The sequence below is a fragment of the Actinacidiphila oryziradicis genome (assembly GCF_005047355.1).
Taxonomy (GTDB): domain Bacteria; phylum Actinomycetota; class Actinomycetes; order Streptomycetales; family Streptomycetaceae; genus Actinacidiphila; species Actinacidiphila oryziradicis.
On sequence record NZ_SUMC01000018.1, the window covers coordinates 33142 to 52803 of the forward strand.

16 protein-coding genes are annotated in these 19662 nt (G+C 70.4%); 10 read left to right on the top strand and 6 right to left on the bottom strand.

Going from position 1 to position 19662, the window contains the following annotated elements; genetic code table 11:
* Window positions 1–250 precede the first annotated feature (250 nt).
* Complete coding sequence (asnB, locus tag FCI23_RS19665; protein ID WP_136725229.1) at window positions 251–2086, top strand: asparagine synthase (glutamine-hydrolyzing); 1836 nt, start codon at window positions 251–253, stop codon at window positions 2084–2086.
* Between the two features lie 94 nt (window positions 2087–2180).
* Complete coding sequence (locus tag FCI23_RS19670; RefSeq protein ID WP_136725230.1) at window positions 2181–2777, top strand: Uma2 family endonuclease; 597 nt, start codon at window positions 2181–2183, stop codon at window positions 2775–2777.
* A gap of 45 nt (window positions 2778–2822) precedes the next feature.
* Here the strand turns inward: FCI23_RS19670 and FCI23_RS19675 are convergent, their stop codons facing one another.
* Entirely contained in the window at window positions 2823–3299 is a 477-nt protein-coding gene (locus FCI23_RS19675) for a GNAT family N-acetyltransferase (protein WP_136725231.1), read from the bottom strand.
* Between the two features lie 82 nt (window positions 3300–3381).
* Between FCI23_RS19675 and FCI23_RS19680 the strand changes: the two genes are divergently transcribed.
* Window positions 3382–3915, top strand: a complete 534-nt coding sequence (locus tag FCI23_RS19680; RefSeq protein ID WP_136725232.1) for a hypothetical protein — start codon at window positions 3382–3384, stop codon at window positions 3913–3915.
* Window positions 3916–4634: 719 nt separating this feature from the next.
* Here the strand turns inward: FCI23_RS19680 and FCI23_RS19685 are convergent.
* Both FCI23_RS19685 and FCI23_RS19690 read right to left on the bottom strand, forming a co-directional pair.
* Window positions 4635–5873, bottom strand: coding sequence for an amidohydrolase family protein (locus FCI23_RS19685; RefSeq protein WP_136725233.1), 1239 nt, complete (start codon window positions 5871–5873; stop codon window positions 4635–4637).
* 32 nt (window positions 5874–5905) lie between these two features.
* Window positions 5906–6637, bottom strand: a complete 732-nt coding sequence (locus FCI23_RS19690) for an AMP-binding protein (protein ID WP_246143841.1) — start codon at window positions 6635–6637, stop codon at window positions 5906–5908.
* Window positions 6638–6960: 323 nt separating this feature from the next.
* Here FCI23_RS19690 and FCI23_RS19695 point away from each other — a divergent pair, with 323 nt between their 5' ends.
* The 3 genes from FCI23_RS19695 to FCI23_RS56495 all read left to right on the top strand — a co-directional run bounded on the left by FCI23_RS19695 (window position 6961) and on the right by FCI23_RS56495 (window position 10762).
* Window positions 6961–9990, top strand: coding sequence for an AfsR/SARP family transcriptional regulator (locus tag FCI23_RS19695; protein WP_136725234.1), 3030 nt, complete (start codon window positions 6961–6963; stop codon window positions 9988–9990).
* Between the two features lie 180 nt (window positions 9991–10170).
* Window positions 10171–10338 (top strand): hypothetical protein, encoded by a 168-nt coding sequence (locus FCI23_RS56490; RefSeq protein ID WP_169316858.1) that lies wholly within the window; start codon window positions 10171–10173, stop codon window positions 10336–10338.
* A 280-nt stretch (window positions 10339–10618) separates the two neighbouring features.
* Complete coding sequence (locus tag FCI23_RS56495; protein ID WP_169316859.1) at window positions 10619–10762, top strand: hypothetical protein; 144 nt, start codon at window positions 10619–10621, stop codon at window positions 10760–10762.
* A gap of 182 nt (window positions 10763–10944) precedes the next feature.
* Here FCI23_RS56495 and FCI23_RS19700 read toward each other — a convergent pair whose 3' ends face one another.
* On the bottom strand, window positions 10945–12552 hold the full coding sequence (locus tag FCI23_RS19700) for a FadD3 family acyl-CoA ligase (RefSeq protein ID WP_136725235.1): 1608 nt from the start codon (window positions 12550–12552) through the stop codon (window positions 10945–10947).
* A gap of 58 nt (window positions 12553–12610) precedes the next feature.
* Between FCI23_RS19700 and FCI23_RS19705 the strand changes: the two genes are divergently transcribed.
* Genes FCI23_RS19705 through FCI23_RS19715 form a run of 3 tightly spaced genes read left to right on the top strand, consistent with a single transcriptional unit; the run spans window position 12611 to window position 14938 of the window.
* Window positions 12611–13759, top strand: coding sequence for a lipid-transfer protein (locus FCI23_RS19705; RefSeq protein ID WP_136725236.1), 1149 nt, complete (start codon window positions 12611–12613; stop codon window positions 13757–13759).
* A gap of 1 nt (window position 13760) precedes the next feature.
* Window positions 13761–14174 (top strand): Zn-ribbon domain-containing OB-fold protein, encoded by a 414-nt coding sequence (locus FCI23_RS19710; protein ID WP_136725237.1) that lies wholly within the window; start codon window positions 13761–13763, stop codon window positions 14172–14174.
* Window positions 14171–14938, top strand: coding sequence for an enoyl-CoA hydratase/isomerase family protein (locus FCI23_RS19715; RefSeq protein ID WP_136725238.1), 768 nt, complete (start codon window positions 14171–14173; stop codon window positions 14936–14938). The genes FCI23_RS19710 and FCI23_RS19715 overlap by 4 nt, the downstream gene beginning before the upstream one ends.
* A 319-nt stretch (window positions 14939–15257) precedes the next feature.
* On the opposite strand, the gene FCI23_RS19720 is transcribed toward FCI23_RS19715, so the two are convergent.
* Window positions 15258–17717 (bottom strand): serine/threonine-protein kinase, encoded by a 2460-nt coding sequence (locus FCI23_RS19720; protein WP_136725239.1) that lies wholly within the window; start codon window positions 17715–17717, stop codon window positions 15258–15260.
* A gap of 150 nt (window positions 17718–17867) precedes the next feature.
* Entirely contained in the window at window positions 17868–18671 is an 804-nt protein-coding gene (locus FCI23_RS19725; RefSeq protein WP_136725240.1) for a VOC family protein, read from the bottom strand.
* 156 nt (window positions 18672–18827) lie between these two features.
* Between FCI23_RS19725 and FCI23_RS19730 the strand changes: the two genes are divergently transcribed.
* Window positions 18828–19475, top strand: a complete 648-nt coding sequence (locus FCI23_RS19730; RefSeq protein WP_136725241.1) for a TetR family transcriptional regulator — start codon at window positions 18828–18830, stop codon at window positions 19473–19475.
* Window positions 19476–19662 lie beyond the last annotated feature (187 nt).

Here is a 19662-nt window from a genome sequence, read left to right on the forward strand (position 1 = left end):
GTCAGACAAGGGGTATGCCCGCCGGTTCCGTCCCGGGCCGGCGCCAAGCCGCCCGGACCCCTTCGTGGCACCGGTCGCCACCCGCCACGAAAGAGCGTCGCCGCGGCGAATCGGAAATGAGCCATTAACATAAATTTACATGTGAGAAACAACACCTTCACGACCGACCGCCTCCAGTGGCCCCCTGTAGCACATCGATAGATAGTTGCCTTAGGCACCTTGAACCCCCACTTCAGAGGAGCTGATCACTATGTGCGGCATCACCGGATGGGTGTCCTACCGCAGGGACCTCACCACCCACTCCCCCGCCCTCGAGGCGATGACCCGGACCATGGCCTGCCGTGGCCCCGATGCCCATGCCACCTGGACCGATCACCACGCGGCCCTCGGGCACCGTCGGCTCGCGGTGATCGACCTGCCGGGCGGCAGCCAGCCGATGACGGCGGAGACCCCCGACGGCACCGTCGCGATGGTGTACTCCGGCGAGGCCTACAACTACACCGAACTGCGGGCCGAGCTGCGCGGCCGAGGCCACCGTTTCGGCACGGACTCCGACACCGAGGTCGTGCTGCGCGGCTACCTGGAATGGGGCGAGGGCCTGGCCGACCGGCTCAACGGAATGTATGCATTCGCCATCTGGGACACCCGTACCCAGAAGCTGGTCATGATCCGGGACCGGATGGGCATCAAGCCCTTCTACTACTACGAGACCGACGACGGCATCCTCTTCGGCTCCGAGCCCAAGGCGATCCTCGCCAATCCGCTCGCCGCCCCCGTCGTCGGCCCCGACGGCCTGCGGGAGATCTTCACCTTCGCCAAGACCCCCGGCGCGGCCGTCTGGGACGGCATGCGCGAACTGCGCCCCGGGCACTTGGCCGTCCTCGACGCCGGCGGTCTGCGGGAGCACGCCTACTGGCGACTGGAGGCCACCGAGCACACCGACGACCAGGCGGCCACCGTCGCCCACGTACGCGAACTGCTCGATGACATCGTCGCCCGCCAGATGGTGGCCGACGTGCCGCGCTGCACCCTCCTGTCCGGCGGACTGGACTCCTCCGCGATGACCGCGATCGCGGCCCGGCAGCTGTCCGCCCAGGGCGAAACCGTACGGACCTTCGCGGTCGACTTCGCCCAGCAGTCCGAGAACTTCCGGCCCGAGGACATCAGCCCGACCCAGGACACGCCCTACGTCCACGCCATGGCCGAGCACATCGTCTGCGAACACCGCGACATCGTGCTCGACGGCTCCGCGATGGCCGACCCGGCGCTGCGACGCAAGGTGATCGCCGCCCGCGACATGCCCACCGGCGCCGGGGACCGGGACCACTCCCTCTATCTGCTCTTCGCCGCGATCCGCGAGGAGTCCACCGTGGCCCTGTCCGGGGAATCCGCCGACGAGGTCTTCGGCGGCTACCCCTGGTTCCACGACGAGCGGGCCCTCCAGGCCGACACCTTCCCCTGGCTCGCCGGGGAGAGCCTGGCCAACGGCTTCCGGGAGATCCTCCCGGACGACCTCGCCGCCCGGCTCGACCTGGACGCCCATCTGCACGAGAGCTACCTGTCGGCCCTCGCCGAGACCCCCTTGAAGGACGGCGAGAGCGGGCTGGAGAAGCGCATGCGGCAGATCTGCTATCTGCACCTCACCCGCATGGTGCAAGCCCTCCTCGACCGCAAGGACCGGATGAGCATGGCCGTCGGCCTGGAAGTGCGGGTGCCCTTCTGCGACCACCGGCTGGTGCAATACGTCTTCAACACCCCCTGGTCCCTCAAGACCTTCGACGGCCGCGAGAAGAGCATCCTCCGCGCCGCCACCCGCGACCTCCTCCCCCACTCCGTCGCCGAGCGCAAGAAGAGCGGCTACCCCGCCAGCTTCGACCCCCGCTACATCGGCGCCGTCCAGTCCCAGGCCCGTGACCTCCTCGCCGACGGCCACCCCGCCCTGGAGCTCTGCCACCGCGAACGGCTCACCGCCGCGGCCTCGGCCGGTCTGGACAGCATCACCTCCCGGCAGCGGCATCTGCTGGAGCGGGCCCTGGACCTGGCGGTGTGGTTCGACCTGTACAACCCGGTCGTCAAGACGGGCTGACGGTTCCCTCGTCCGGACGAACGGCATCGGTGGACCTGCGGCGGTCTCGTTCGGCATGCTGGGATCGGTGACGTACCGAGCAAGGAGACCACCCATGAGCGCGCTCACCGTCGACCACGAGCCGGACAACGGCCACGGCTACGACTGGGACGAGCTCGTCCGGATCTGGGAAGAGACGGACGGGCCCGAGGGCTGGAAGGTGGAGGTCATCGAGGGGATCGTCACCATGGCTCCGCCGCCAGCCAGCGACCACAACGACACGATTGATGAGCTGCAGCGTCTGCTGTACACCGTCATCCCCAGGGACTGGGGTATCTACCAGACACAGGGAGTATCCGTCCCCGGACGCAGCGGGCTGTACATCCCGGATCTCGCGGTCATCCCCAAGACAGCCCTCAAGGCCCCGAACAACCGAGTACCGGCCGGCGAAGCCCGACTGGTCGTGGAGGTCACCTCGAAGGGCAATGCTGCCCAGGACCGGGTCGCGAAGCTGCGCGGCTACGCCCACGCCGGGGTGCCGCTGTATCTGCTGCTGGACGCCTGGCACTCCAGCAGCCCCACGGCCTCCCTCTACGGGCAGCCGGAAGCCGGTACGTACCGGCTGCTCTGCACCGTCGTATACGGCGAGGAGATCCGGCTGCCCGAACCGTTCGAGCTGACGATCGACACGGCGCTCTTCCCGATCAGCTGACGCGCGTCCGCGTGACCCAGCGGCTCAGGACGAACGAGCGGCTGTTCACGACGCTCTTCGCGCTGCCTGATCCGGGATCGTCACCGCCAGCCGTGGAAGCATCCGCCCCGGGATGGCACCGGAGGGGGCTGTTCCGATTCGGACGGCCCCCATCGCCAGGTAGAACGGTTCGGCGTTCGGGTCGGCATCGATGGTGAAGCGTTCAAAGCCGAGCTCCCGGGCGGTGGCCACGGCGTGTTCGAACAGGCGGCGGCCGACGCCCCGGCCGATGGCGTCGGGTTCGACGAACATCATGCCCAGGATCCCCTCGGGCGGGCTGCCTTCCAGGGTGACGAAGCCCAGGATGCTGCCGCTTCGCTCCGCCACTGTGGTGCGGCAGGGCTCGAGCTCGTGCGGCAGCATGGTCAGCTCGTCCCGGCAGGCGGCCATGAATGTCTCGTCGTACCCCCAGTGGGCTTTGGAACGCATTGCGAGCTCGGTCAGTAATTCCGCTTCGGCCAGTGCGGCAGCTCTGATCAACATGCTCAGATCCTTTCCTGCTCTCGCTCGTTTCGTCAGGTGAGCCGTTCACCAACGTCCGGCATACGAGGGAAGCACCACACCCATGCACGCACAAACGCTCCGCGCCGGACTCGGCCGCCTGCTCCGGCGGCCCGCACGGCCCAACACCGTCTTCGGCGGCGTCTACGGCGCCGTCCTGGCCAGCTCGATGGCGGCGGCGCTCACGCAGCACGGCGAGACGGCGCGGTCCGACCGGCTGTACGACGCCGCCTGGCTGCTCATCACCGCGACCGTCTCCGCCGTCGCGCATGGCTACGCCCGCGTCATCGCCGAACGCGGGGAAGAGCAGAGCGGCCACGGGCACGGCCGCACCGCACTGCGGGTGATGCTGACCGAGTGGCCCCTGGTGCTGGCCACGCTGCCCACCGTAGGGCTGTTCGCGGGCGCCGGATGGGGCTGGTGGCCGTCCGGGGGCATCAAATCCGTCGCCTTCGCCGTCAACATCGTGCAGCTGATGGGCTGGGGCCTGTTCACCGCCCTCTCGGCGGGGCGGAGATGGGGATCCGCGCTGGTCATTGGTGCCGGGGACGCGCTGGTCGGGGTGTTCGTGGTGGTGGCCAACGCGTTCGTGAAGTAGGGCCTGTCCGGCTGATCTCCGTGGAAGAACGAGCGGCCCGCCGCGCTGGGGGCACCTCTGGGGGCACCCCCGGCCGGAGGTTGGAGAAGATAGCTGGGGGAGGCATATCAGCTGCAGCGGCCGGAAAGGCCTAGCGCGCCGGGTCAGGCCGCGGCGTCGAGGAGGGCGCGGTGGGCCGGGTCCAGGGTCAGGTCCATGGCGGCGACGGTCTCGTCGAGCTGGGCGTCAGCCACCCTGCCCTGCCCTGCCCTACCCTGCCCTGCGCTCGGCGGGGGTGGGGCGGGGCGGGCCCGTACGGGCACTAAAGCGACGCAGTCCGCCCAGTTCCGAGCTGGCGAGGAAGGCGGACGACCACGCGGCGGCAGCCGCAAATCGACCGCAGCGCCGCCCGCTAGGGCCCACCCCGACCCACCCGCACACGTGGGCGCCTTAGAGGCCGCGCGAATAGGTGGGGTGGAGGAAGGAGCGGGGCGAGGGGCAAGTCTGGCAAGGCGGAGGTGGGGGCACCTCCCAGCGGTAGCTGGGGGAGGAGGCGACGCGATGGGGGTGCCCCCTGCTCGAGCGGAGCCGAGAGCTTGGTGGGGGCACCTCCCGGACGGAGTCTGGGGGAGAGTCGTCGACCGACACCGACGGCAACACTTCCAGGCGCCGCCCATCGGCACGCGACGCCGCCCCACCTATTCGCGCGGCCTCTTACGGCGCCGAGCAACGGGCAGGCGCTACGGGCGGGCAAACAGCCCGTCAGCCGTGAGCCCCAGCAACTCGATCGCGTTCGTGCGGACGATGCGCTCGACGACGTCGGGCGAAAGGTGCGCCATCTGGGCCTCGCCGACCTCGCGGGACTTGGGCCAGGTGGAGTCGGAGTGGGGGTAGTCGGTCTCGTAGAGGACGTTCCCGGCCCCGATGGCGTCGAGGTTCCGCAGCCCGAAGGCGTCGTCGAAGAAGCAGCCGTAGACGTGCTCACTGAAGAGCTCGGAGGGGGGCCGGAGGACCTTGTCGGCGACGCCGCCCCAGCCGCGGTTCTCCTCCCAGACCACGTCGGCGCGCTCCAGGATGTAGGGGATCCAGCCGATCTGGCCCTCGGCGTACATGATCTTGAGCCCGGGGAAGCGGTCGAACTTGCCGGACATCAGCCAGTCGACCATCGAGAAGCAGCAGTTGGCGAAGGTGATGGTGGAACCGACGGCCGCCGGGGCGTCGGCCGAGGTGGAGGGCATGCGGGAGGAGGAGCCGATATGCATGGCGATGACGGTGCCGGTCTCCTCGCAGGCGCGGAGGAAGGGGTCCCAGTCGTCGGAGTGGATGGACGGCAGGCCCAGATTCGGGGGGATCTCGCTGAAGCAGACGGCGCGCACGCCGCGTGCGGCGCTGCGGTGTACTTCCGCGGCCGCGAGCCGCGCGTCCCAGAGCGGGATGAGGGTGAGGGGTATGAGCCGCCCCTGCGCGGCGGGGCCGCACCATTCCTCGACCATCCAGTCGTTGTAGGCGCGGAGGCAGAGCAGGCCCAGGTCGTGGTCCTTGGCCTCGGTGAAGGTCTGGCCGCAGAAGCGGGGGAAGGAGGGGAAGCAGAGGGAGGACTGGACGTGGTTGACGTCCATGTCGGCCAGCCGCTCCGGTACGGAGTACGAGCCGGGCCGCATCTGCTCGTAGGTGATGGCCTCCAGCCGCACCTCGTCCCTGCTGTAGCCGACGGCGGTGTCGAGCCGGGTGAGGGGGCGGCGCAGCTCCTCGTAGACCCACCAGTCGGCGAGCGGGCCGCCGTCGCCGGGGGCGCCCATGCGGGGCGCGAACCGGCCGCCGACGTAGCTGATCGACTCCAGGGGGGCGCGGACGATGCGGGGGGCGGTGTCGTGGTACTTCGACGGGAGCCGGTCCCGCCAGACATTGGGGGGCTCGACCGTGTGGTCGTCCACCGAGATGATCCTGGGAAAGGTGGTCTCTATGGCGTCAGCGTCCATGGAGACCACGCTAGCGCTAATCTGACGATGCGTCAGCAATGCACCGGCAGCAGGATCCGCCAGACCGCCTCCTCGATGCCGTGGACGGCGGCGATCCAGCCCACGCTCTCCTGCGACGTGCCCAGCCGCGCCGCGTGGGCGAGTTCAGCCAGCACGACACCGAGGTCGCCATGGCGGATCGGGGGCTCGAGGCGGCCGTCGAGGGTGCCGTCGGGGACGTACCGCTGATAGGCGTCAGCCGTACGGAGCACGCCGACCGGCTGCCAGGACTCGGCGAGCCGCCAGAGCGGGTCGCCGCCGACCCGGCGCCCGTCGGCCTCGACGACCGGGGTGCGGCGGCGGTCGAGGCCCAGCGACTTCAAGGAATCGCCGCCGGTGAGCACCGCGTGGACGTTGGTTCGCTCGGCGGCGTGCTTGACGGCAACCGCACCACCGGACGGGTCGGCACCCGCCGGGCCGAGGGGCACGAACGGCACCGCGGTCATACCGGCGTAGAGGCACCCGTACAGGGCCCCGGCCAGATCGGTGCCGGGCGGGTAGGCGAGCATGACCCGGCTGCCGGGCGGCAGCAGGACCCCGAGCCGGGCGGCGACCGCGCGGGCGCGCAGGTCGAGGTCGGCGTAGCTGCACGTCGGGTGGTACTCGGAGCACCCCGGGTACGGCATCCCGGTGGGCTGCCGGGCGGCCCGCCGGCGGAGCATCGGCCCGGGGAGCCGGCGCACACTCACCGGCGAGCCGCCGGGGCCGTTTTCGTCGTCGGTCACGGCCTGCGGCGCGCACAGTGAGCACATGAGCGGCCCCTCACTCCCTTCCGGGCACGAATCGAACTGGATCGATCAACACAGCACAGCCCCCGCGGCAGCACAGATGGAACCTCAAATTCCCGACAACAATCGGTGCAGCGCCCCCCGAAGGCCCCCTACTGATGACCCGGAACGGTTGACAATGCAAACTGGCACAGGCGGTAATGCCGGACCGGCCGGCACGACCGCCATGCGGACACTCTTCCGGTTCGCGATGAACGATCGATATACGGCGCCGGATACGCCACCAGTCGCGATCACCGGCACCACACAGGGGGCAGGAGATGACCAGCGGAACGGAGCCCGGACTGCGATTCGCAGTTCTCGGCCCGGTAAGGGCATGGCGCGACGATCAGCCGATCCCGCCTGGCTCCCCGCAGCAACGCGCCCTGCTGGCAGCGCTGCTGCTGCGGCGCGGCCGTCCCGCCACCCCCTCAGAGCTCCTCAGCGCGGTATGGGGCGACGACCCGCCCGCCACCGCGCTGGCCGCGCTGCGCTCGTACGCCTTCCGGCTGCGCAAGGCACTCGGCGCCGACTCCCTGACCACGGTGGACGGTGGCTACGCCCTCCACCCCGGACCCGGGTTCGACCTCGCGCTGGCCGAGCAGTACACCGCCGAGGCCGAGCAGGCCAGGGGCGCCGCCGACCTCAACAAGGCCCGCGCCAACCTGGTCCGGGCCCTGGCGCTGTGGGACGGCGAGCCGCTCGCCGGGCTGCCGGGCCCCTACGCGGAGACCCAGCGCACCTGGCTCGCCGAATGGCGGGTCCAGCTCGCCGAGACCCGCCTCGATCTGGACCTGCAGGTCGGCTGCCACGCGGAGGCGGTGTCGGAACTGACCGCCCTGTCCGCCGAACACCCGCTGCGGGAACGGCTGCGGGCGCTGCTGATGCTCGCTCTCTACCGCAGCGGACGCCAGGCCGAAGCCCTCGGGGTCTACGCCGACACCCGCCGCCTCCTCGGCGAGGAGCTCGGCGTCGACCCCGGCGCCGAGCTGCGCGACCTCCACCAGCGCATCCTCGAAGTCGACCCGGACCTGCTGATCCCGCCCGCCCCGCAGACCGAGTCCGTTTCCGAGCCGGTACACCCCGCCCAACTCCCGGCGACCGTTCCCGACTTCACCGGCCGCGACGCCTTCGCCACCGAGCTGAGCGAACAGCTGGCGCTCGCCGCGGACGGCGGCCCGGCCCCGGCCCCGGCACGCCCGGCCATCGCGGGCACCCAGGGGACCCAGCGCGGCCTGGTCGGGCGACAGCGCACGCCCGGCGCCGGCGTGAGCGGCGGCATCATGTCCGTCTCCGCCGTCGCGGGCATCGGCGGCGTCGGCAAGACGACGCTCGCCGTACACGTCGCCCACGCGGCGTGCGACGCCTTCCCGGACGGGCAGTTGTACGTCGACCTGCAAGGCACCGACGCCCGCCCCGCCGAGCCGGAGACGGTGCTGGCCTCCTTCCTCCGCGCACTCGGCGTCGCCGACTCCGCCATCCCGGACAGCCTCGCCGACCGCTCGGCCCTCTACCGCTCCACCCTCGCCGGACGCCGCGTCCTGGCCCTGCTCGACAACGCCTACGACGCCGCCCAGGTCCGCCACCTCCTGCCCGGCACCCCCGGCTGCGCGGCGCTGATCACGAGCCGGGTCCGCATGGTGGACCTGGCGGGCGCCCATCTGGTCGACCTCGATGTCATGAGCCCCGAGGAGGCCCTGCAGCTCTTCACGAGGATCGTCGGCGAGGAGCGCGTCACCAGCGAGCGCCAGGCCGCCCTCGATGTCGTCGCAGCCTGCGGGTTTCTCCCGCTCGCCATCCGTATCGCCGCCTCCCGCCTGGCCACCCGTCGCACCTGGACCGTCTCCTTCCTGGCCGGCAAACTCGCCGACGAGCGACGGCGCCTGGACGAGCTCAAGGCGGGCGACCTCGCCGTCAAGGCAACCTTCGAGCTCGGCTACGGCCACCTCGACCCGGCCCAGGCCCGCGCCTTCCGCCTCCTCGCCCTCCCCGACGGCCCCGACATCTCCCTCTACGCGGCCGCCGCCGTCCTCGACATGGACCCGTACGACGCCGAAGAGCTCCTCGAGGGGCTGGTCGACATCAGCCTCATAGAGTCCGCCGCCCCCGCCCGCTACCGCTTCCACGACCTCCTGCGGCTCTTCGCCCGAGACTGCGCCGAGCGCCACGAGACTTCCGAGTCACGCTGCGCGGCGCTGTCCCGGCTGCTCAACTTCTACCTGGCGTCGGCGTCGGCCGTGTACGAGCTGGGGAATCCCGGCGACCGCATGCTGGACCACCTGGCGCCGGTCAGCCGGTCGGGGCTGTCTTTCGCCAGCTCCGACAAGGCCCTGGAATGGCTGTTCTCGGAGGCCCCCGGCCTGCTCGGGGCCGTCCAGCAGGCCGCGAGCGGCGGCTGCGATGGGCCGCTGCATCATGCGGCGGACCTGCTGCTGGTGATGCAGGACCTCATGGAATCCGGCATCTACACCCGCCAGTCGGAACGTGTCACACGTGCCGTCGTGACCGCGGCCACCGACTGCGGCCACGTGCTCGCCGAAGGCCGGGCCCGGACGTTCCTCGCGATGCTGCTGAACATTTCGGGCCGGTTCGCGGAGGCGGAGGCGGAGGCGCAACGGGCACTGTCCCTCGGACAGGCCGCGCAGGACCCCCTGACCTGTGCCTACGCGCCCAACCTGCGTGGGATATTCGCGCACAAGGGGCACCGGTTCCGGGAGAGCGCGCAGTTCCACTCGGAGGCCCTCGAAGCATTCCGTGCGGACGGCAACAAGCACGGCGAGGCCGCCGCCCTCAGCAATCTGTCCCGCCCCCAGCTGGAACTGGGTGACACGGCAGCCGCGGTGCTCACCACCGAGCAGGTGGTGGCGATCTACCGGGACCTGGGTGCCGGCTTCCGGCTCGGCAACGGCCTGTATGCCATGGGTATAGCGCTGACCGCCACCGACCGTCTGGACGAGGCACAGTCCTGCCTGACCGAGGCGCTGGGCATCTTCCGCGAAGCGCGGCAGCGCTTCTGGGAGGGGATGACGCTGTACCGGCTGGCCAAGGTGCACCTGGCGGCGGGCCGGTGGCGCGAGTCGGCGTCTCTTGCGGAGCAGGCGGTGGTCATCATCAGCGAGACCGGTGGCGAGTGGCGCAAGGCGAACGCGCTGACCGTACTGGGCCACGCTCTGACGGGTATCGGGCAGTCCCTGCGTGCTCGGGCGTGCTGGCAGGACGCGCTCAGCGTCTTCACGGCCCTGGGCTCGCCGGAGACCGACGAAGTCCGTCGGTTCATCGGCGACGGGCCGTCTTCCGCCATCGCGGTCTGACACCGCTGACCGGACCGCCGCCTTCGGCGGACACCACCCGGATCCGCTGTTTATCGATTGATTATCGTCGACTGCCACGATTCCATCATTGCGAGGGCAGTCCACCTGGTGGCGTACGGGGGTCGCCACCAGGTGGGCACCCACGCAGGCACGTCTCAATCACCCACGGGGAGGAACAACATGACTACTGAAGTACCGGCGGGCTCGGACCCGGCAGAGGACACAGGCACCATCACGCCCGACAACAGCCACAACGACGGGACCACCGGGTCCGAGACGATCCTCGCCGCTGACGAGGGGACAGTGGTCAAGCCGAACAACAGCCACAACGACTCCGAGCCCGTCTGATCGGCGACGAGCCGCGATAGGGGGGAGCGGGGGAACACACTGCAACCCTGAGGGCTCCAGAGGACCGGCCGTGACGCGGAGGGGGCGTCACGGCCGGTCGTTCGTGCGTTGCGAATTGGCCGGTTCTCGACTCAGGGAAACACTTGCGCAGCCGGGGGGGGTGGCCGTTAGCGTCGAGCTGTCCCTGCGGCCACATCGGCATCGGGAGCAACACAGGTCGAGTACGTGCGCCCGGCGGCTTCTGAGCTGTCAGAAATCTGCTCCCCACCTTGGAGAAGACATGAAACTTGCACAGAAAACCGCCATCGTCCTCGCAGCCCTGCTAGCCGCCGCCGCAGCCACAGCGATCCCGGCCGCTGCGGCCGCTAGTCCGGACAACAACCACGTCGACATCGTCATCCCGGACAACAACCACGTCGACTGACGCAGGTCTCGGGGCGGCCCCAGCGACCACCGCTGCGGCCGCCCTGCCGCACTCCCCGGACCCACACAAGCAGGCCGGGTCAGGCGCACCGCCTTCCCACGAACGGCCACAACAAGCCGGACGACGCGTCGATCTGCGGGACGTGGAGCGGCTCGTAGGATATGCCTCGCGAACTGGGGCACTCACTGGATCACCCCACCCGGAGCCCCCCGCCCGCGCAGCTCGCCCTTGAGCACCTTGCCGCTCGCGTTGCGCGGCAGCTCGGGCACGAACTCCACGACGCGCGGCACCTTGTAGTTGGCCATTTCGCGCCGGGCCCAGGCGATGACCTCGTCCGCCGTCAGAGCGGAATCGGCCCGGCGGACGACATAGGCCTTGCCCGCCTCCCCCAGCCGCCGGTCCGGGATGCCGACTACGGCGGCATCGGCCACATCCGGATGACGCAACAGGGATCGCTCGATCTCCGCCGGATAGGCGTTGAAGCCGCCGACGATGAACATGTCCTTCAGCCGGTCGGTGATCCGTAGATTTCCGTCGGCGTCCATGACACCGACATCGCCGGTGTGGAGCCAGCCGTCGGGGTCGACCGCCTCAGCCGTCTCCTCCTCGTCCTCGTAGTAGCCGGACATGACGTTGTAGCCGCGCACAAGCACCTCACCGGGCTCTCCGGGGCCCGGTGCCGCGACCTTGACCTCGGTGCCGGGGATGGCGCGTCCGGAGGTGGAGGCGACGACCTCGGCGGCGTCGGTGCGGCGGCACATGGTGACGGTGCCGGAGGCTTCGGTGAGGCCGTAGGCGGTCAGGACAGTGGTGATCTTGAGCTCGTCGCGGAGCCGCTCGACGAGTTCGAGGGGGACGACGGCGGCGCCGGTGACGACCAGGCGCAGGGCGCTCAGATCGTAGGACGCGCGCGCCGGATGGTCGAGGACGGCCTGGTGGAGGGTGGGCGGGCCGGGGAGTACGGAGACTCGCTCGGTGGCGATGTTGGCCAGTGCCGTGCCTACGTCGAAGACGGGCTGAGGGATCATCGTCGCGCCGCGCATCAGGCAGGCGATGATGCCGGCCTTGTAGCCGAAAGTGTGGAAGAACGGGTTGACGATGAGATAGCGGTCGCCCTCCGTCAGGCCCACCACCTCGCTCCAGGTCTCGTAGACCCGGAGAGTCTGGGCATGGGTGATGACCACGCCCTTTGGGTGGCCGGTGGTGCCGGAGGTGAAGGTGAGGTCGGAGGGGTCCGCGGAACGGACGGCGTCTGCCCGGGCCCGTACGGTCTCCGGGGGTATCGCGTCCCCGTCCGCGAGGAAGTCCTTCCAGGTCCGGTAGGCCGGGCTGCCCCCCGGGGCGGGCGCGGGCGCGGCGTCGGACAGTACGACGACCTGCTCCAGATCCGGCAGCGGCCGCTCGGCGACCACCCGCCGCAGCGAGGCGACGTACGAGGTGCCGAGGAAAGTGCCGGTGATGAACAGCAGCTTCGCCCGGGTACGGCGCAGGACATACGCCGCTTCCGCGCCCTTGAAGCGGGTGTTGAGGGGTACGAGGACGGCTCCCGCCGACACCGCGCCGAGCGCCGCCGTGATCCAGTCCGCCGTGTTCGGTGCCCAGACGGCGACCCGGTCGCCCGGTGCGACACCCGCCGCGATGGTGGCGGCCGAAGCCCGCTCCACTCGCTCGCCAAGTGCGGCGTAGGAGATCCGGGTCCGGCCGTCGACGACCGCTTCTCGGCCGGGGAAGCGGTCGGCGGCCGACCGTACCAGCCGTGGAATGCTGCCCCACTCCAGGTCACCGCGCATGAGGTCCCTTCCCGTACCGGTTACTGACTATCCGTCAGATTAACGGTAACCTGACGGAATGTCAGCCTTGAAGGATGCGACAGCCATCGTCGGCATAGGGCAGACCGCCTTCGCCAAGCACCTGCCCGAGTCCGAGAAGACCCTCGCCTGCCGAGCCGTCCTGGCCGCCCTCGACGACGCCGGAATCGACCCCTCGGAAGTCGACGCCCTCGCCTCGTACACCATGGAGGAGACCGACGAGGTCGAGCTCGCGAAAGCCGTCGGCACCGGCGACCTCACCTTCTTCAGCCGCGTCGGCTATGGAGGCGGCGGCTCCTGCGCCACCATCGCCCATCTCGCCGCCGCCATCGCCACCGGCCAGGCGAGCGTCGGCGTCGCCTGGCGCTCCCGTAAACGCGGCTCCGGCCCCCGCCCCTGGACGAACACGGTGACCCAGCTCCCCACCCCCGCCCAATGGACCCGGCCCTTCGGACTGTTGCGCCCATCCGACGAGATCGCGATGCTCACCCGCCGCTATATGCACGAATACGGGGCGACCCGGGACCACCTCTTCAACGTCGCCCTCGCCTGCCGCAACCGCGCCAACCAGAACCCCGCGGCCACGATGTACGAGCGGCCGATGACCCGTGAGATGTATATGACCGCCCGCTGGATCAGCGAGCCCCTCTGCCTCTTCGACAACTGCCTGGAGACGGACGGCGCCCTCGCCTGCGTCGTCGTCGGCGCGGGACGCGCCCGGGACTGCCGCCAACCGCCCGTATATGTGCACGCCGCCGCGCAGGGACTGCCCGCCCAGCACCACGGCATGGTCAACTACTGGACCGACGACCCGCTGTCCGGCCCTTCCTGGGCAGCCGCCCGGCACCTGTGGAAGTCCGCCGACTTCGGGCCGCAGGACATACATGTCGCGCAGATATACGACGCGTTCACCCCCCTCATCCCGCTCTCTCTCGAGGGCTACGGATTCTGCGGACGTGGTGAGGGCGCCGCCTTCACCGAGGGCGGCGCCCTGGAAACCGGCGGCCGGCTCCCCATCAACACCAGCGGCGGAGGACTCTCCGAGGCCTACGTCCACGGCTTCAACCTCATCAATGAGGGCGTCAGGCAGCTTCGCGGCACCTCCACCGCGCAGATCCCGGGCGCCGCCACCTGCCTGGTCACCGCCGGCGAAGGCGTGCCCACCTCCGCATTCCTCCTGAGGAACTGACATGCTGCGACCAGTGGCCGACCCCGACGGCACCCCCTTCTGGGAGTACGCCCGCGCCGGCGAACTCCGCGTCCAGGCCTGCACTCCCTGCGGACGGCTCCGCTTCCCGCCCCGCCCCTGCTGCCCGCACTGCCACTCCTTCGACAGCCACTGGCGGCACCTGAGCGGCCACGGCCGCGTCTGGTCCTACGTCATCGCCCATCCCCCGCTCCTCCCCGAGTACGCCGACCAGGCCCCGTACAACGTGGTCATCGTGGAACTGGCCGAAGACCCCGCCATCCGCCTCGTCGGCAACCTCGTCGCCCGGCCCGACGCACGGCTCGACTCCGTCGACCCCGCCCGGATCCATATCGGTGCCCGCGTACGGGCCGTCTTCCACGACGGGCTGCCCCGCTGGCTGCTGGAGCGGCCATGACCGTCCGGTGCGAGAAGAGCGACGACGGCGTCGCGATCGTCACCCTCGACCGTCCCGAACGCCACAACGCCATCGACCTCGCCGGCGCCCGCGAACTCACCGCTCTGTGGCGGGAACTCCGGATGACCGACGACATCCGCGCCATCGTCCTCACCGGCGCCGGCCGGCACGCCTTCTGTACGGGCATCGACCGCTCCGCCGTCGTCCCCCAGCCCGCCTCCCCGTACTCCATCGACGATCCCCTCCTGCGCATAGGCCCCAAATCCAACGACCTCTGGAAGCCCGTCATCGCCGCCGTCAACGGCATGGCCTGCGGCGGGGCCTTCTACCTCCTCGGCGAAAGCGAATTCCTCATCGCCGCCGAACACGCCACCTTCTTCGACCCCCACACCACCTACGGCATGGTCAGCGCCTACGAAGCCATCCACATGGCCCAGCTCATGCCCTACGGCGAAGTCATGCGCATGTCCCTCATGGGCACCGCCGAACGACTCGGCGCCGCTCGCGCCTATCAGACCGGCCTCGTCAGCGAAGTCGTCCCGGGTCCCGAGCTGCTGAGCGCGGCCCTCCGCTCGGCCGAGGTCCTCGCCTCCTACCCCACGGACGCGGTGCAGGGCACCGTACGCGCCGTCTGGTCCGCCCGCGAAGCCGCCCGGACCCAGGCCCTGGCCCACGCCCCGCACCTCATAGCCCTCGGCAGTCTGTCGGCCGAGCAGCAGGCCGGGCTCTTCGCCGTGCGCCGCCCGGATTTCCGGGTGCGGTGAACGGGCGGCTCGCGGTCCGGTCAGGACTCGCGGTCCGGTCAGGACTCGCGGTCCGATCGCCGTAACTTCACACCAACGTGGTCGTTGCACCTTACGACCGGCCGGCATTCCGTTCTCCCCGCCGGCCGGTCCATTCATGCCCCGCGCCTCCGGCGGGCTTCGCGTGGGGGCCCCAGGTCCTCAAACGCGGACGGCCCGCACGTAGAACCCGGGCCCGGGACAGCGCCCCCCCACGCGGCGCCAGCCGCATATCGGACGGAGCCGGGAACGGGCGGGTCAAACAGCCAACAGCAACGGGTGGGCCGGCTGGCAAAACCCCTCAAGCGCGCCGTGCAGCGGCGCCCGTTCCCTTCACGGCGTCCAACGCGTAGACACACCGGTCCTTGCTGCTCGCGTACACCACACCCCCCATGACCACCGGGGACCCGGTGATCTCACCGCCCGTCTCCAGCTTCCACCGCAATTGGCCGCCCCCGGCGTCCACCGTGTACAGACAGTGGTCCTTGGACCCGAAATGCACGCGCCCATCGGCCGTGACCGGCGCCCCGACGATCTCTCCCTGAGCCGCGAAGCGCCACTTCGGCGTGCCTGAGACCGCGTCAAGGGTGTACAGGGCAGACCCCGCCCCGAGCATGACGGAGCCGCCCGCGACGAGCACAGGCTCGACGGACTGCCGTTGCTCGGTGGCGACCCGCCACCGGTCCCTGCCATCGACCGGATCGAGGGCATACACGGTCCCGAGGTAGTCGGCGACGTAGATTCCGCCGCCGGTCACGCCAGGCCCGGGCACGTAGGCGGGCGGCCCGAACATGACCGCGGGCGCGTCGAAACGCCAGCGCTCACCGCCGGTGCGGGCGTCAAGCGCGAGGACACGGTTGCCGGCCGTCACATATACGGCGCCGTCCGCGACGACCGGGCGTGTCGGCATGCTGCCGGGCGCACCGGTCTCGCTGGTGGGGTACGACCAGTGCTCGGCGCCGGTAGTGGCGTCGAGGGCGTGGAGCCGGCCGCCGCCGTGGAAGTAGACGACACCGTCGACTACGCCGGGGCCGGACTCGGGGGTCTCGAAGTCGGTCTGCGCGCCGCCGCGCTCCCAGAGCAGCCGGCCGCCGGCGGCGTCCCAGACCTGGACACCGCCGCCGCGCGTGCCGGTGACGACGGCGCCGGCGTCCGCCCGCAGGGAGTAGATCCAGCCGTCGACCGCGGTACGCCATCGCTCGGTGCCGTCGGAGGCGTCGAGGGCGTAGACGCTGGGCCCGTCCGAGGCGTGGATGCGGCCGCTGTCGACGGTCATGGTCCAGGCGACGTCACGGGTCTTGAACTGCCGCCGGCCGGTGGCGACGTCGAGCGCGTGTACCTCGAAGGAGGTGACGTAGAGCCGCCCGCCGGAGACAACGGGGGTGCCCCACACATCGTTCGACATGCGGAACCGCCAGGGCCGCCACTCCCCGCCGGGGGGCTGTGCCTGCCCGGGCAAGGCCTTGGGGGGCGGGTTGCCGACGGCATGAGCACCACCGCCACCACCGCCGGCCCCACCCTGGTCACCGGGCGGACCGCCACCGGCTCCGCCGCCCCGGTGGGTCCAGCCGAGGTCCGGTGCGGGCCCCGCCGCCTTCGCCGTGTGGTCCTTGCGGTCGGCGACCCGCAGGCCGGGCCCGATCGGCGCGGAGCCGGCCAGTTGCACCGGCCCGGCTTCGGCGGCGTTGCCGGCGTGCCTGCCGCCACCGCCCTCGGGGACCCGCGGCGAGGCCGGAGCCGCGGCCGAAGCAACCGGCGGGGCGGCCGGCAGGGCAGCCGGAACCGGCGGCGGCAGCTGTGGCATGGGCGGCACCACTGCGCCCTTGGCCGCCGCGGCGGCGCCCGCACCCGCCGCGGCCACCGCCGACCGGCCGCTGCGGCGCTCCTCTATCATCGCCACCGCCCCGGCCGGCAGCCACGCGGAGGCCGTACCGGTGTCGTCACCGGCCGAGGAGAAGAGGTGCGGCGCGAGCTGCGCCTGGAGCTCGGCGGGGCTCGGCCGCTGGTCGGCCTCCATCCGCATGCAGGACTCGATGAGCGGCCGCAGCTCGCCCGGCAGCCCGGCCAGGTCCGGGCCTTCCCGGAGCAGCATGAAGACGGTCTCGACCGGGTTGGCGCCGTGGAACGGCGCGTGCCCGGTCGCCGCGAAGACCAGCGTCGACCCGAGTGAGAAGACATCACTCGCGCCAGTGACGCTCCGCGAGTCCCGCGCCTGCTCGGGCGACATATATGCGGGCGTTCCGACCGCCACGTTCGTCATTGTGAGCCGAGTGTTGGAGACCCCGGACGCGATACCGAAGTCGATCACGCGGGGCCCGTCCTCGACCACCAGTACGTTGGACGGCTTGAGGTCACGGTGCACGAGCCCGGCCCCGTGGATGGACTGCAGGGCCTCCGCGACCCCGGCCGCGAGCCAGCGCACCGCCTGGGCGGGCATCGGCCCGGAATCGTTGACGATCTCCTCCAGCGAGGGCGCCGGCACATACGCCGTGGCGAGCCACGGCACCGCCGCGCGCGGGTCGGCGTCCACGACGGCAGCCGTATAGAAGCCGCTGACCGCGCGGGCCGCCTCCACCTCGCGGGTGAAGCGGACCCGGAAAAGCTGGTCCTCCGCCAGCTCGGCGCGCACCGTCTTGATCGCCACTCGCCGGCCGGACGCCGAGCGGGCGAGATAGACCAGCCCCATGCCGCCCGAGCCGAGCCGCGCGAGCACCTCGAACGGGCCGATCCGTCTTGGATCGTGCTGCGTCAGCTGCTGCACTGCCCTGCCACCTCCCCGTGGGTTCCCCCCAGTCCCGGGGTACGGAACTGATTCTTCCTGGGATGAGTATCCGTTGCGAACCCGGGGCCGTGTCGACACGCTCTTAATGAGACACGTCACCAGTGGATACGCGTGGTAGCGAAGCGTTGTTCAAGCGGGTTTCTCACCCCTGGTGGTGCTTGTGTCGATGACCGCGAAGTTCGCCCCTTGATTGTCGACCACGGTCGCCAGGCGGCCGAACGGCGAGTCCACCGGGCCCATGGTCACCCGGCCCTCCAGCCGGCTGACGGTCTCTGCGGCCCGGTCGGCATCCTCGACGCCGAAGTAGACCAGGAAGTGGGCCGGCAGCTCTTCGGGGAAGCCCTCCCCCATCTCGAAGCGCCCGGCGACCGCGCTCCGCGGTCCGGGCGGCGAGCCCGGCGGCGAGTAGATCTTGTAGTCCATGCCGGGGGTGCCCTCGAGCTGCTTGCCGTTGAAGCCGAAGACGCTCTCGTAGAAGGCGTCGACGGCTTTCGCGTCCCGCGTGTAGACCTCGGTCCAGCTGTACGAGCCGGGTGCGCCGGTCACCCCGAAACCGGTGTGCGTGCCCGCCTGCCAGACGCCGAAGACGGCGCCGCCCGGATCGGCGGCCATCATCATCGTCCCGTACGGCCCGACGGCCATCGGGTCCATGATCACCTGGCCGCCGGCGTCGCGGACCTTGGCCGCCGTCGCGGCGGCGTCGGACGAGGCGAAGTAAATGTTCCAGACGGTCGGCATCCGGCCGTCGGGCTTGGGCGCGAGCGCCGCGACGTTCTTTCCGTCCCGGCGGAACACCTGGGTGTAGTAGCCGTAATCCTTCTCGCCGTCCTGGAAGGTCCAGCCGAACAATTCTCCGTAGAACCGCTTGCCGGCCTCCAGGTCGGGGAGCATGGCGTCCGCCCAACAGGGCACACCATCGGCGTATCTCGCCATGGCTCGATCCTCTCGATTGACGGAGTTAGACGGAGTGTCTGACTTGACACGCTATCGGGTGATCTCGCCAGGCGCGCAGGCTAAATTCGAACACTTATCCTTCCCCATTTGCAGCCGCCGAATCGCGCGCTGATCAACAGCCCGTAAACTGACGGCATGACAGGACAAGTTCGCACCGTCGACGGCCGTGTGGCAGGGCGTCGAGGACAGGCGACGCGGCAGAAGCTGCTCGACTGCCTCGGCGAAATGCTGAGCACGTCCCCGTACCGGGACGTCAAGGTCATCGACGTAGCCCGGATGGCAGGTACCTCCCCCGCAACGTTCTACCAGTACTTCCCGGACGTCGAGGGCGCAGTCCTCGAACTCGCCGAGGAAATGGCCACGGAAGGCACCGGTCTGGCCACTCTCGTAGCCGGTCGCTCGTGGGTCGGCAAGTCCGGCGCTCAAGCGGCCGAGGAGCTGGTGGACGGCTTCCTCTCCTTCTGGCGCAAGCACGACGCGATTCTGCGCGTCGTCGACCTCGGTGCGGCGGAAGGGGACAAGCGGTTCTACAAGATCCGCATGAAGGTCCTCAACCCCGTCACCAATTCCCTTACCGACTCCATCAAGGAACTCCAGGCCAAGGGCCGCGTCGACAAGGAGGTCAGCCCTGCCGCCATCGCGGGCTCGCTGGTCGCCATGCTCGCCGCCGTGGCCGCCCACCAAAAGGGCTTCACCAGCTGGGGCGTCAAACAGGCCGAGCTCAAACCCAATCTCGCCCTGCTCGTGCATCTCGGCGTCACCGGCAAAAAGCCGCCCCGATAAGTGATGACGCCACTCTTAGCCAGTCCCAGCCGCCCACAGGTCCTGCCTGCAACGACGCGGGCGCCGACCGGCCCTCGGGGGAGGTCGCCGATTTGGTGCCCGCGTCTACTTCTTGCTGCCGCAATCACGCACAAGAGGATCCCCACCGGCGCGCACAGGACTGGCGACGCTGAGCCCGCCGCAGTCG